Raw genomic sequence first — 12,375 nt, forward strand, 5'->3', positions numbered from 1 at the left:
GCGCTCTCAAATCGCAATATGAAGGCGATTTGTGACCGCCTCAACGGCACGCCAAGAAAGTGCCTTGGTTGGCGCACACCGACGGAAGCGTTCAGGGAAGAGTTGAGGAAACTGAGATAGCGGAAACTGTCGCAACGACCCTTGAGACACCATTGCCGCGTTAAACCGTCCCCCCTCTGGCCGCTTGGGCCAAAGCCGATTAGAAGCGGAGGCGAAACCCGGGGGGAGCGAACCGTTGCAAAAGACCACATTGCCCGAAAGACCCGATTGGCGCGCCCATGCCGAAGAGGTCGGCTTTACCTTCGCCGATATGCATGGTGAGCCCTATTGGGACGAAACCTCGGCCTATGCGCTGTCGCTTGAGCAGATCGAGAACGACATCGAAGACCCCTCGACCGAGTTGCACGCCATGTGCCGCGAGGCCGTGGCAGAAATGATCGTCAGCGAAGAATTGATGGCGCAGCTTGCCATTCCAGAAGCGCATCGCGACCTCGTGGCCGAAAGCTGGCGGCGGGGCGACCCTGAGATCTACGGGCGTTTCGATCTGGCCTATGACGGCGCGCGCCCAGCCAAGCTGCTGGAGTATAACGCAGACACGCCAACCTCGCTCTACGAAAGCGCGGCCTTCCAGTGGCAATGGCTTGAAGACCAGTTGAAGGCAGGCGTTTTGCCCGAAGGCACGGATCAGTTCAACGGCATCCATGAGGCATTGGTCGCCCGATTTGCCGAGGTTTTTGAGCCCGATAGTGACCTGCATTTCACCGCCGTGGCGGACAACCCCGAAGATTACGGCACCGTCGAAGCCATGGGGTGGGCCGCGCGTGAGGCGGGCCTTGGTGCGCATTACTGTGACCTCGACAAGATCGCACTCAGTGAGGACGGTCAGTTCCTCGACGATCAGGATCGCCGCATTGCGGTGCTGTTCAAACTCTACCCGTGGGAAGACCTGCTGCGGGACGACTACGCGTCACATATCGAAGGCTCGGGCTGCCTGTTTCTGGAGCCTGCGTGGAAAGCGCTTTTGTCCAACAAGGGGCTCTTGCCCGTCCTGTGGCGGATGTTCGAAGGCCACCCCAATCTGCTGCCCGCGTTTTTTGAGGCGGATGTGGCAGATGCGCTCGCCGGGCGCGGCCCCGCCGCCCCCACCTGCGCCGAGGCCTTTGACCGTGCCGCCGCGGATCTGGCGGCAGCGCATGTGCGCAAGCCGATCCTATCGCGGGAGGGGGCGTCGGTCTCGATCCATCAATCCGGCAAGGTGATCGAACAGTCGAAAAACCTAGACTACGCCGAACATCCGCGCATCGTTCAAACCTATGCCCCCCTGCCCGAATTTGACGGATTTCGCCCCGTTATCGGGTCTTGGATCGTGGGCGAAAGTTGCGCGGGCATCGGTATCCGCGAAGACCGCTCGCGCATCACGCAGGATTTGTCCCGCTTCAAACCGCACTATATTCTCGCGTAACCCTATGCCCCGCCGCCCCTTGGCAGAAAGACGACCATCATGACCAAACGCTCGAAACGGGTTTCCATCGCCATCGTCGGTGCCGCCGCCTTTACCCTCGCCGGATGTGAGGAGGAAAAGGTCGATGCCGCTGCCTTTCCCGACCTGCAAAGCTGTCTGGCGGATGCCTCAAGCGGCGGAATGTACACCCAGCAACAATGCGAAACCGCCTTTGACGCGGCCCAGACCCTCCATGTGGAATCCGCACCGCGCTATGACAGCCTAGAGGTCTGCGAAGAGCAGCATGGCGCAGACGCCTGCGGCTCGGAACAGACGGCAACCCAAAGTGGGTCGGGCGGGATTTTCATGCCCCTGCTGGCGGGCTACCTGATCGGCAATATGATGAGCAATCGCGCAGGGATGGCGGCGGCACAGCCGCTGTATAAAACGAAGGATGGCCGCTTTACCAATGCGGCCCGCTCCAGCACCTATTCAACCAATCGCGGCGCGGCCAAGCTTAGCACGTCGCAATTTACCCGGCCCAGCACCACTATCGGCAAAACCCCGATGAGCCGCGCCACTGCCGCATCGCGTGGCGGTTTTGGCCGATCGGGTGGATCGCGCGGTTTTGGTGGCTGACGGGCACTAGGGCAGTCCCACGCCTACCTGCGGCGCATCACCGCCGCCGCAAGGATCGCAACCGCCAGCGCCAGCACCGCCACGGCCCAAAAGGGATCGTGGCCATGGGGATGCACATGCGCGCCCTCATGCGCCGCCAATGGGCCTGCGAAAGTGGTAAGGGCGAATGTCAGTCTCTTCATTTCAATATCCTTAATCTATTGCGTTGGCCCTTGTGGCCTCAACCCAGCCCCAAAATCTCACGCGCCTGCTGCGGCGTGGCGACAGGGCGACCCGCCTCGGCGCAGATCTCTGCCGCGCGGGTGACGAGGGCGGCATTGGAGGGCGCAAGGGTCTGTTTGTCCAGACGAATATTATCCTCCAGCCCGGTGCGCAGATGCCCTCCTGCGGCGGCACACCATGCGTTAAGTTCGGCCTGATGCCGCCCGATCCCGGCCGCGCACCACGGGATGTCGCCGAAAAGCCGTTTGACCGTTTGGATATAGAAATCAAAAACGTCTCGATCCGCAGGCATGGCGTTTTTCACCCCCATGACGAACTGGATATAGGGCCGCGACGGGATCTTGCCCGCGTCGGCCATGGCCTTGGCCTGTAGGATGTGGCTCAGGTCGAAGACCTCGATCTCGGGCAGCACGCTGTAGGTCATCATCTCTTCCGCCAGCCAGTCGACAAGCTCAGGCGGGTTTTCATAAACGCGGTTGGGAAAGTTGTTCGACCCTACGGAAAGCGAGGCCATATCGGGCCGCAGCGGCAGCATCCCGCCCCGGTTTCGCCCCGCGCCCGAGCGCCCTCCGGTTGAGAATTGCACGATCATGCCGGGGCAATGCTGCCGCAGCCCCTCTTGCAGCCGCGCGAAACGCTCGGGGTCTGCCGTGGGGGTGCCATCGGCGGTGCGGACATGGGCATGGCAGATCGTCGCCCCGGCCTCGAACGCGGCATGGGTGCTTTCGATCTGTTCGGTGATGTCGATCGGCACCGCCGGGTTGTCGGCCTTGGTGGGAAGCGATCCGGTGATGGCCACGCAGATGATGGCTGGAGTATCGGTCATGGGTGTCCTCGGCTGTCTGAAAATCGGTTAATCGGCGCTGTCGCGGGCAAGGGCGATGACACGGCGCAGCGCCTCCTCCGCGGCCCTCGCATCCTCCCCGTCGGGCCAGTCGTAAAACCCCTTGCCGCTGCGTTTGCCCAGATGCCCCTGCCCCACCAGATCGGCGAGGGTCGGCGATGGGTCATCGCGATCACACAGATCGGGATAGAGGTATTCGGCAATGCTTAGATGTGTGCCCAGCCCGTTCAAATCGCGCTGCCGGAACGGGCCGGAAAGCGCCATGCGGACACCCACGGACCATTGCACGATCTCGTCAATCTCCGCCGGGCTGGCGACACCTTGATCCACCAGATGCAGGCATTCGCGCATGATGGCATGTTGGATGCGATTGGCCACGAAACCGGGCGGCGCGTGGTCCAAACGCACGGGCCGCCGCTCCAACCCGCGCAGCAGGGTCATGACCTCTTCACATAGCCCTTCGGGCGCATCCTTGGCCGCGACCACTTCGACGGCAGGGATCACATCGCCGGGGTTGAAGAAATGCGTGATCACGGCGCGCTCAGGCCGGGCCATGTCCGCCGACATTTCTTCGAGTGTCAGGCCAGAGGTGTTCGACAAGATCGGCGCCCCCTCTGGCACCACCCCCTCCAAGGCGGCCAGCACCTTCCGCTTGAGCGCAAGGTTCTCCGGCACGCATTCCAGCGCGACATCCGCCTGCCCTGCGTCCTCCAACGCAGCAGTGGCGCTTGATCCCGGCACCGTCGCCAGAAACCCATCGCGCGCGGCCTCGGTCGGGTCGACCGCCTGTACCGTCCAGCCATGCTGGCCAAAGAGCCTGCCGATGGATTGCCCCATCGTGCCAGCCCCCACGATGATGATGCGTTTGGCCATGCTATCCCCCTCCCGGATATCAGTCATTTACTTATCACTAGATGATGGTGATAAGTAAACAGCGAATAGAGAAAAGGAGGCCCTCGTGGCCCAAAACCCTTCCCCGCGCCATGCGGTTGTCACTGGCGGTGCGCACAACATCGGCCTTGGTATTGCCCGCAGGCTGAGAGAGGACGGCTGGCGGGTCTTCGTGCTCGATATCGCGGAACCGGAGGATCCTGCCCTGCGCGGGGATGCGCAGCAGGTCGATCTGTCAGACCCCGAGGCAACCACCGCCGCCTTGCGAAACATCCTCAAAGAGGGGCCGGTCACCTGTCTGGTCAATAACGTCGGCATCGTGAAACCCGCGCCCTTCGACGCGGTGGAGATTGATGACTTCGACCGCATCATGCACCTGAACCTCCGCCCCAGCATCTTGGCGGCGAAACTGCTGGTGCCGGCCATGCGCGCGGCAGGGGGAGGGCGGATCGTGATGAACACCAGTCGCGTGACAAAGGGCAAGATCGACCGGACGCTTTATTCCGCCAGCAAGGGCGCGATCCAGTCGATGGCGCGGACATGGGCGCTGGAACTGGCGCGCGACGGGATCACCGTGAACTGCGTCGCCCCCGGCCCCATCGCCACGACCGCCTTTTGGGAGAACAATCCCGAAGATGCACCAGAAACCCGCGCCATCGTCGATGCGGTGCCGATGGGCCGCATGGGCACGCCTGAGGATGTCGCGCAGGCGGTGGCCTTTTTCGCCGATGCCCGCAGCGGTTTCATCACCGGGCAAACGGTCTTTGTCTGTGGTGGCACGGCGGTCGGGTAATCAGACCTCGGGCTCTAGGGCCGCTAGCAACCTGCGCAGGACCGGATTGCTTGGGTCGCGCAGATAGGCCAGCCCGATCCGGCTTTGAACCTTTGCATCGCGGATTGGCAGAAAGGCCACGCCCGCATCCTTCATCCGCGCAGCAGAGGCGGGGACAAAGGCCACGCCCAGACCCGCCGAGACGAAATTCACGATCGCAGTAAACTGCGGCGCGCGATGCGCCACACGGGGCGCGAAACCGACATCGGCGCAGAGTTGATAGGCGCAGGCCGCGAAACCCATATCGGGGCCAAGGTGGCTGAAGATGAAACTTTCCTCGCGCAGCGCCGCCATGGCAACGGAAGGCACCCCAGCGAGGCGGTGATCGGGCGGCACGGCCAGCAGAATATCCTCGGTATGGACGGTGCGCGTAACCAAAGTCTCGGGCACGCCAGAGAGCGGCAGGCGCACGAACCCCGCATCGAGCCTGCCCGCCACGATCTCGGCGATTTGTAAGTCCATGTCCAACTCGCGCAGGATCAGGTCCACATCCGCAGCGCCCGCGCGCAACTCTCGCAAAAGCCGCCCCAGAATGCCCGCGTAGGAGGCCGAGCCGACATAGGCCAGTTCAATCCGCCCGCGCTGCCCGTTGCGCGCCGCTTCGGCCAGCGCTTCCACCCGCCGGGCCTGTTGCAGCAGGGCGCGGGCCTCGGGCAGGAGTGACTTGCCGGAGTCCGTCAGCATCACCCGGCGGCGGTTGCGGTCGAAGAGAAGCTCACCGCCAAAGACGGTCTCAAGGTGTTTCAGTTGCTGCGTCAGTGCGGGCTGCGCCACGCCAAGATTGGCCGCCGCTTGGCCAAAATGCAGCGTTTCGGCAATGGCGACAAAGACCTCATACTGGCGCAGCGTTGCGCTGAGTTGCTTTTCCATGCGGTCCTCTGAATTGGCATCAGAGGATTTTCACACGCCGCCCGGTGATAAGCAAGTTAGATCACCGGGCGGCGGCACCTAGCCTTCGGAGGCACGGGCGCGTTTGCGACGGTCGTGCAGGGTCTCGGCATCGGCCAGATCATCACTCTCGACCTTGACCGTCTCATGCCCGCCGGGGCGCGTCGCGCGTTTGCGCCGAAGCGGGCCGCTGTCATCGCTCTCCCGTGCGAGGATGAAACGATCCACCAAGCTGCGGCGAAGCCCCAGCGTTGACGTCAAATCAAACACCTGCGCCGCGACCGCGTCGGCCTCTTGCGGCTGCACCAACAATTCCAGCCGCGTTACCGGGCGGGATTTCTTGCCTTGTCCGCTGAACATCAGAAGATCGACCACGCCCTCCATCGCGCGCAGCCGGTCCACCGCCGCGCCCAGTTCCTCGCCCGTCATATCGTCGATATCGCAAGCGAATTGCACCAGACTGTCCTGCACGATGCCCGCCGTGGCGGTGTCGAAGACGCTGACCCGCAGGATATTCGGCAGCCCCTTCATCACCCGCATCCCTGCGCCCGACCCGGTACAGCGCAGCCGCCCCGGTGGACGGCTGGCGATGGGGCTGCCGCCGGTAAGATGGGCAAGGATCGCGGCGCCTGTGGGCGTCACCCGCTCGCCCGGCACGCCGTCGTCATGCCAATCATAGCCTTGCAAGATCAGCGCCGTGGCGGGCGCGGGCACCGGCAGTTTGCCATGCGCCGTCTCGACCAGCCCTCCGCCCAAAGGCAACGCCGCGAGCGAGACAGTTGCCCCCGACAGCGCAGCACAGATGCTGCCTGCGGCGGTCACGTCCATCAGCGCGTCCCAATCCGCGATCTCGTGAAAATGCACCCGGTCGATGGGGATGTCGTGCACCTGTGCTTCGGCCTCGGCAATCCGGTGAAGGATCGCGCAGGCGGCCTGAGCCGTGCCCTCGGACAGCGGCGCGTTTTCCAAAAGTTCGCGCATCGCGCGGTAGGTCGTCTCGGCCCCGTGGCGCCTGCCTGCGTCGGGTGCGGCCAGCACCAATTCGAACCGCCGCGCGGTGATGCCCGAAGCCACATGTTCGCTCAGTTCCGCATGGCCCACCTCCGCCGGAAGCACGGCGGCGACATCGGCCACTGCGCGTTCGGCCAGTTCGGGGAAAGCATGCAGCATCGCCGCGATGAACATATCACCCGCCGCCCCGCCTACGGGGTCGAGGTGCAGATGAAGCCCCTGACCTCGCATCAATGCCCCTCCGGCCAAGGGTTGCGCAGCAGGCCGCCATCAAACTGCATCTCTTGCAGATCGCCGACCACCTCCAACCCCGGGCGGTCGCGCAGCTCTGGCAGCATCGCCTCGGAGGCATAGAGATACTCAAGCTTCAGCGTATTCGGGATGCGCAGCAGCCGGACCTTGGTGATATCCTCGGCCCCGCAGGTCTTGACCGCCGTCTGGATCGCCGTGCGGTCGCAGGGCATGACCATGGGGATCTTCGACTGCTTCAACACCTGCGACGTGATGGCATTGGCATAAACCGCCTCTCGGTCGAAATCCTGCTCTAACCGCTCCGTGATCACATCTGCCCGCGCCGCGCCATTGCCGTTGCCGTTGCTAAGCGGCGACAACCCAAGCGCTACCAGCCGGGAGATATGCAGGTGGACCTGCATCTTTTCGCTTGAGAAACGATGCGTGATGTTCGGGTCCATCCCAGTGCCGGAAAATTCTTTGCCGATCTCATCGACCACCAGCACATCCAGATCGCCCGAAGCTGATGGTGCGTCCAGCGGCCCCAGCGGCAGGCGCGGCATGTTGCGCATCGCCTCTTGCAGATAGGGCGCTTCGGCCTCCAGCATCCCGTCGCTGTCGAGCGCCACCACCTGCGAAAGTTCGTCGTAGGCGTTCTCAATCGTGCCGATGCCGAAAAGCACCTTGCAACGCTCCAGCTTCATCCGCGCCATTTTGGCGACAAAGATGCCGACGTTATCAATGCCCCGCGAATGGCAAGTCTCGGCCCCCGATTGCTTGCCCAACCCGATCGAGAGCATCTTGGCCAGCCCGCTTTCGTTCGGCGCGCGGAAGGAGGTATGCGGCTTGATCCGGTTGAACAGGATGATCCCATCGGCGGCATTGGCGTGGCGGTCCATCCGCACCGACATGCCGTTGTCGAGCACGCCGATCTCGTCAGTCTCCATCGACGAGCGGATCTCGCAACCGAGGCTCTCTTCGGTCACGCCCAGTTTCGCCAGCAGCGCGGTCTGCCCCTCTGCGGTGGCGCCCCCGTGGCTGCCCATGGCGGGCACGACAAAGGGCTGCGCCCCGCGCGCGCGGACCTCGGCCACGATGGCGGCCAACAGTTCCGGCAGGTTTGCCAGACCCCGGCTGCCTGCGGTGATGGCGATGGACATGCCCGGCTTGATCTTGTCCGCGCAACCGGCCTGCATCGCCTCTGCCACGGCAGCGCGCGGATCATCGACTTGCGTCGCGGCAAAGGTCTGACGGCAAAGCGCCATGCGCGGCAGCGGCGTATCCTCGACCAGTTTCACATAATTCGGTTTCATCTGCGCTCTCCCGTCTGACATCTTTACCCCGTGACCCCAATCGGCCAAGGCGCGAATTCCTCTTCACCCACGCCAAGCGCTTCGGATTTGCTCTGCTCCCCCGAGGCTATGGCGAGGATACGTTCAAAGATCGCTTGGCCCAATTCCTCAAGGCTCAATTCGCCGTCGATCACGGTGCCGCAGTTGATGTCCATATCGTCCTGCATCTTGGTGAACATCGGTGTGTTGGAGGCCAGTTTGATCGTTGGCGAGGGATAGGAGCCAAAGCAAGACCCGCGCCCGGTGGTAAAGCAAATCAGGTTCGCACCCCCCGCGATCTGCCCGGTGGCAGAGACGGGATCGAAGCCGGGCGTGTCCATAAAAACCAGCCCCTTTTGCGTCACCGCTTCGGCATAGCGGTAAACCTCCATCAACCCGGTGCTGCCGCTTTTCTTGGCCCCGCCGAGCGATTTTTCCAACACATTCGCCAGACCGCCCGCCTGATTGCCGGGGCTGACCACGCCGTTGATCTGAGTATCGCGGCCCTTGGTATGCTCCAGCCACCAGTCCATGCGTTCGACCAGTTTGCGGCCCACCTCTTCGCTGCGGGCGCGGCGGGTCAGGAGGTGTTCGACGCCGAAAATCTCGGGCGTCTCCGACAGGATCGCCGTGCCGCCGTTGCGCACGAGGATATCCGCCGCAGCCCCAAGCCCGGGGTTGGCCGACAGACCCGAAAGCCCGTCCGACCCGCCGCATTGCATGCCTATGGTGATATGCTCTGCCGAACAGGGCTCACGATGCACGGCATTGGCCTGATCCAGCATTTCGCGCACCGCATCCTTACCCTCGGCAATGGCGCGGGCGGTGCCACCGACATGCTGCATGGTGATCGTGCGCAGCATCTTGCCCTCGGCCAGTCCTTCTTCCTCAAAGAACTGCGCCAAATTGTTGCGCTCGCAGCCCAGCGACAGGACCACGGCCCCGGCCAGATTGGGGTGGCGGATATAGCCCGAAAGCGTGCGGCGCAGCAGGTCCATCGGCTCGCCCGTGAGCTCCATTCCGCAGCCGGATTCGTGGATGAAGGGGATCACCCCGTCGACATTCTCCCATGCCTCCATCCGCTCTTCGTCGAAGTAGTTGGCAATCTTGCGCGCCACAGTGGCTGAGCAGTTCACGGTGACGAAAAGCCCGATGTAATTGCGCGTGCCCACGCGGCCATTCGCGCGGCGGATGCCCATGAACTGGGCGCGCTCTTGCGGTGGCAGCAGCTTGGTCGGGGTATAGTCGCGGGCAAAGGCATAGTCTTTGTCAACCGCATCGAATTTGATGTTATGGCTGTGCAGCCAATCGCCTGCGGCAATATCCTCTGCCGCGTAGCCGATCACCGTGTCGAATTTCAGGATCGGGGCACCGCGTTGGATCGGGCGGATCGCAATCTTGTGACCTTGGGGCGTATCGTGGTTGGCACGCAGCCCGTCTTGCGGCAATACCGCGCCTTGGGGTACCGCCGAGGTCGCCACGACCACGTTATCGGTCGGTGACAGCAGCATCACCTTTGCGCGTCTGTCCTCTTGCATGGTCTGGCTGTCCATCGGATGCTCCCCCCAGGGTGTCGAAAAAACCGCTTCGGTAAGATGTCATTGACTGATATATTAGATTTAATAGCTATGGAAGAGTCCACATGACCTTATCGAACAAACCTTCAGCACAGAGTGCGCAGACCCTCGCCAAAAGCATTTTGGGCGGCGGGGCCGATCAGGGTCTCTTCGAGGGTGGGCCGACGGGGCGCGGGGTTTATGCCACGTTGCGTGATCAGATTGTCCGGCTCGACCTACCGCCCGGCACCCCGCTTTTGCGTGCCGAATTAGCCGAGACTCATGGGGTGAGCCTGACCCCCTTGCGCGATGCGCTGCAGCAGCTTGCCAAAGAGGGGTTGGTCAAAATCTACCCGCAATCGCGCACTTTGGTGACGCCAATCGACATGTCCGCGATCCGCGAAGCGCAGTTCATGCGCATCGCGCTAGAGACCGAAGTCGTGCGCCGTTTGGCCGCCGAAATCGCGCCCGAAGCCCTGACCCGCCTGCGCAGCATCGTCGCCCTGCAAAGCAGCATCTCGGACCAACCCGGCGACGTGCCGACTTTTCAGGAGTTGGACGAAGTATTCCACCAGACCCTCTTTGTGGCAGCAGGCCACGTGCAAAGCCAGCGCATCATGCGCAGCCACGCGGGCCATCTGGAACGACTGCGCCGCCTGCATCTGGATGACATTGATGAGGCGGGGCGAATCCTAAACAACAAGGACGTGATCGGGGGCCACAGCCGGATCCTTGATGGGATCGAAGCGGGCGATGCCCCTGCCGCGATGGAGGCGCTGCGCCAACACCTGCAACGCACCGTTGACCGCATGACCGAGAAACGGGCGGCTTTCCCGGAGTATTTCACCCCGGAAAAGCCCTGAATCAGCGGTTGTTGGCTTTGCGCCATTCCGCGAATTTATCGAGGTTTTCTTGCTTGGTGCCCGGATAAAGCCCGATGATCCCCGCGCCGCCTTTAACTTGTTCCACGACGAAATCCTCATAGGCCGTCATCTCTACCGCCTCATCCGCGACCTCTTCGGCGATATCTGCGGGGATGATGATCACGCAGTCGTCGTCGCCCACCACGATATCGCCGGGAAAGACCGGCGCATCGCCGCAGCCGACGGGGCAGTTGATCTCAATCGCCTCATGCAAGGTCAGGTTCGTGGGGCTTGAGGGCCGCGCGTGATAGGCGGGCATCTCAAGCGCGCCGATGGTCGCGGCATCACGCAGACCGCCATCTGTCACCACCCCCGCCGCGCCGCGCATCATCAGACGGGTGATGAGGATATCCCCGGCACTGGCGGCCCGCGCGTCCTTGCGGCTATCCATCACCAGCACATGGCCCTCGGGGCAGGTCTCAATCGCGACGCGCTGCGGGTGTTCGGGATTGCGAAATTCGACCAGTTGGTTGCGATCCTCACGGGCGGGCATATAGCGCAGGGTGAACGCTGGGCCGACCATATTGCGCCCCTTGGCCGCGACCGGGCCGACCCCCTGCACCACCTGATTGCGCAGCCCGCGCTTGTACAGCGCCGTCGCCAATGTCGCGACCGAGACCGCTTGAAGTTTCTCGCGTAGTTCGGGGCTCATGCCGCCTCTCCCTTCAGTTGATTGTCTTTCACGAATTGATCCAGCACCGCCTGCTGCTGCTTCGTCAGCGGCCAAGCGGAGGGCGGGCGCGTGGCCCCGCAATCCTGTCCGATGGCCATAAGGGCGGCTTTGACACCGGTGACATTGGTGCCGTTATGCTCTTCCGCGCGGACGTCCTCAAAGGCGCGCATCCCTGCGATAAGGCGGTTCGCCTCGGCGTAGTCGCCTGCATCCAGTGCCGCGTGAATGGCGACCGACCGCTCGGGCCAGACGTTGATAAGGCCCGAGGTAAACCCCCGCGCGCCCACCGCATAGAGCGGCGGGGCCCAGACCTCGGCCAGACCACCGACCCAAACGATATCTTTCGGCGCAGCTTCGATCGCGCGGGCAAGGTTCAACGGGTTCGGTGTGGCCCATTTGACCCCCTTCACCCCCTCGACTCCGCACAACCGCGCGATGCCCTCAGGCCCCATCGCATCATTGCGCAGGTACAGCATCACCGGCAGCCCGCCCGAGGCATCCCGCACCGCGCGCACATAATCGACCGTACCGCGGGGGGAGACGAAGGGATCGGGCGGTTGGTGGATCATGAGCGCATCCGCCCCGGCCTCGGCACTCGCCTTGGCCAGCGCGCAGGCATCTCGAATGCCGCGCCCGACGCCTGCCAGTAGCGGCGCGCGCCCGTCGACCAACTGCGCCACCTCCCGCACCATGGTGCAGGCCTCATCATTGGTCAGCGCGTAATATTCGCCGGTGTTGCCGTTCACGACCGGGATATGCACCCCGGCGGCAAGCGCGCGGTCGATGATCGGGGCCAGCTTGCGCGGCGCGATCTCTCCACCCGCGTCATAGGGCGTCACTAGGATGCCCGAGATGCCGGTGAGCGCTTTTGATAGATCATGTGTCATGGACGT

General features: G+C 63.3%; 13 protein-coding genes and 1 pseudogene. 5 read left to right on the forward strand and 9 right to left on the reverse strand.

Features of this window, described 5'->3' with window-relative positions; all coding sequences use genetic code 11:
• The 3 genes and pseudogenes from A3722_RS24715 to A3722_RS05805 all read left to right on the forward strand — a co-directional run.
• Positions 1-120: pseudogene (locus A3722_RS24715) on the forward strand (IS30 family transposase); the annotation flags it as partial.
• 115 nt (positions 121-235) lie between these two features.
• Positions 236-1,462 carry a glutathionylspermidine synthase family protein gene (locus A3722_RS05800; protein ID WP_067627418.1) on the forward strand — a complete coding sequence of 409 codons (1,227 nt, stop codon included), beginning with the start codon at positions 236-238 and terminating at the stop codon, positions 1,460-1,462.
• Between the two features lie 39 nt (positions 1,463-1,501).
• The gene (locus tag A3722_RS05805; RefSeq protein WP_067915990.1) at positions 1,502-2,080 is read left to right on the forward strand and encodes a DUF1190 domain-containing protein; all 579 of its coding nucleotides are present in this window, start codon (positions 1,502-1,504) and stop codon (positions 2,078-2,080) included.
• A 23-nt stretch (positions 2,081-2,103) separates the two neighbouring features.
• On the opposite strand, the gene A3722_RS05810 is transcribed toward A3722_RS05805, so the two are convergent.
• From A3722_RS05810 to A3722_RS05820, 3 genes are read right to left on the reverse strand one after another with little or no spacing between them, the layout of a single operon-like run.
• The gene (locus A3722_RS05810) at positions 2,104-2,262 is read right to left on the reverse strand and encodes a peptidase M23 (protein WP_067627520.1); all 159 of its coding nucleotides are present in this window, start codon (positions 2,260-2,262) and stop codon (positions 2,104-2,106) included.
• A 38-nt stretch (positions 2,263-2,300) separates the two neighbouring features.
• Positions 2,301-3,128, reverse strand: a complete 828-nt coding sequence (locus A3722_RS05815) for a 3-keto-5-aminohexanoate cleavage protein (protein WP_067627519.1) — start codon at positions 3,126-3,128, stop codon at positions 2,301-2,303.
• A gap of 27 nt (positions 3,129-3,155) precedes the next feature.
• Positions 3,156-4,046, reverse strand: coding sequence for a 3-hydroxyacyl-CoA dehydrogenase NAD-binding domain-containing protein (locus tag A3722_RS05820; RefSeq protein WP_067627517.1), 891 nt, complete (start codon positions 4,044-4,046; stop codon positions 3,156-3,158).
• A gap of 58 nt (positions 4,047-4,104) precedes the next feature.
• Here A3722_RS05820 and A3722_RS05825 point away from each other — a divergent pair, with 58 nt between their 5' ends.
• Positions 4,105-4,830, forward strand: coding sequence for an SDR family NAD(P)-dependent oxidoreductase (locus tag A3722_RS05825; protein ID WP_067627516.1), 726 nt, complete (start codon positions 4,105-4,107; stop codon positions 4,828-4,830).
• Here the strand turns inward: A3722_RS05825 and A3722_RS05830 are convergent, their stop codons facing one another.
• The 4 genes from A3722_RS05830 to A3722_RS05845 form a co-directional block, all read right to left on the reverse strand.
• Positions 4,831-5,739: a LysR family transcriptional regulator gene (locus A3722_RS05830; RefSeq protein ID WP_067627514.1), complete on the reverse strand. Its 909-nt coding sequence runs from the start codon at positions 5,737-5,739 to the stop codon at positions 4,831-4,833.
• A gap of 78 nt (positions 5,740-5,817) precedes the next feature.
• Positions 5,818-6,999, reverse strand: coding sequence for a LarC family nickel insertion protein (locus A3722_RS05835; protein WP_082849365.1), 1,182 nt, complete (start codon positions 6,997-6,999; stop codon positions 5,818-5,820).
• Positions 6,999-8,312, reverse strand: a complete 1,314-nt coding sequence (locus A3722_RS05840) for a lactate racemase domain-containing protein (RefSeq protein WP_067630761.1) — start codon at positions 8,310-8,312, stop codon at positions 6,999-7,001. The genes A3722_RS05835 and A3722_RS05840 overlap by 1 nt, the downstream gene beginning before the upstream one ends.
• Before the next feature lie 23 nt (positions 8,313-8,335).
• A complete protein-coding gene (locus A3722_RS05845; protein WP_236627352.1) occupies positions 8,336-9,883 on the reverse strand; it encodes a UxaA family hydrolase in 1,548 nt (515 codons plus the stop codon).
• A gap of 89 nt (positions 9,884-9,972) precedes the next feature.
• Between A3722_RS05845 and A3722_RS05850 the strand changes: the two genes are divergently transcribed.
• Positions 9,973-10,749 (forward strand): GntR family transcriptional regulator, encoded by a 777-nt coding sequence (locus A3722_RS05850; RefSeq protein WP_082849367.1) that lies wholly within the window; start codon positions 9,973-9,975, stop codon positions 10,747-10,749.
• Position 10,750: 1 nt separating this feature from the next.
• Here A3722_RS05850 and A3722_RS05855 read toward each other — a convergent pair whose 3' ends face one another.
• Together A3722_RS05855 and A3722_RS05860 are read right to left on the reverse strand one after the other, a co-directional pair.
• On the reverse strand, positions 10,751-11,461 hold the full coding sequence (locus A3722_RS05855) for a ribonuclease activity regulator RraA (protein ID WP_067630759.1): 711 nt from the start codon (positions 11,459-11,461) through the stop codon (positions 10,751-10,753).
• On the reverse strand, positions 11,458-12,369 hold the full coding sequence (locus A3722_RS05860; protein ID WP_067630757.1) for a dihydrodipicolinate synthase family protein: 912 nt from the start codon (positions 12,367-12,369) through the stop codon (positions 11,458-11,460). Before A3722_RS05860 ends, A3722_RS05855 begins: the two co-directional genes overlap by 4 nt.
• Positions 12,370-12,375 lie beyond the last annotated feature (6 nt).

It is taken from the genome of Sulfitobacter sp. HI0027 (assembly GCF_001634775.1).
GTDB lineage: Bacteria > Pseudomonadota > Alphaproteobacteria > Rhodobacterales > Rhodobacteraceae > Sulfitobacter.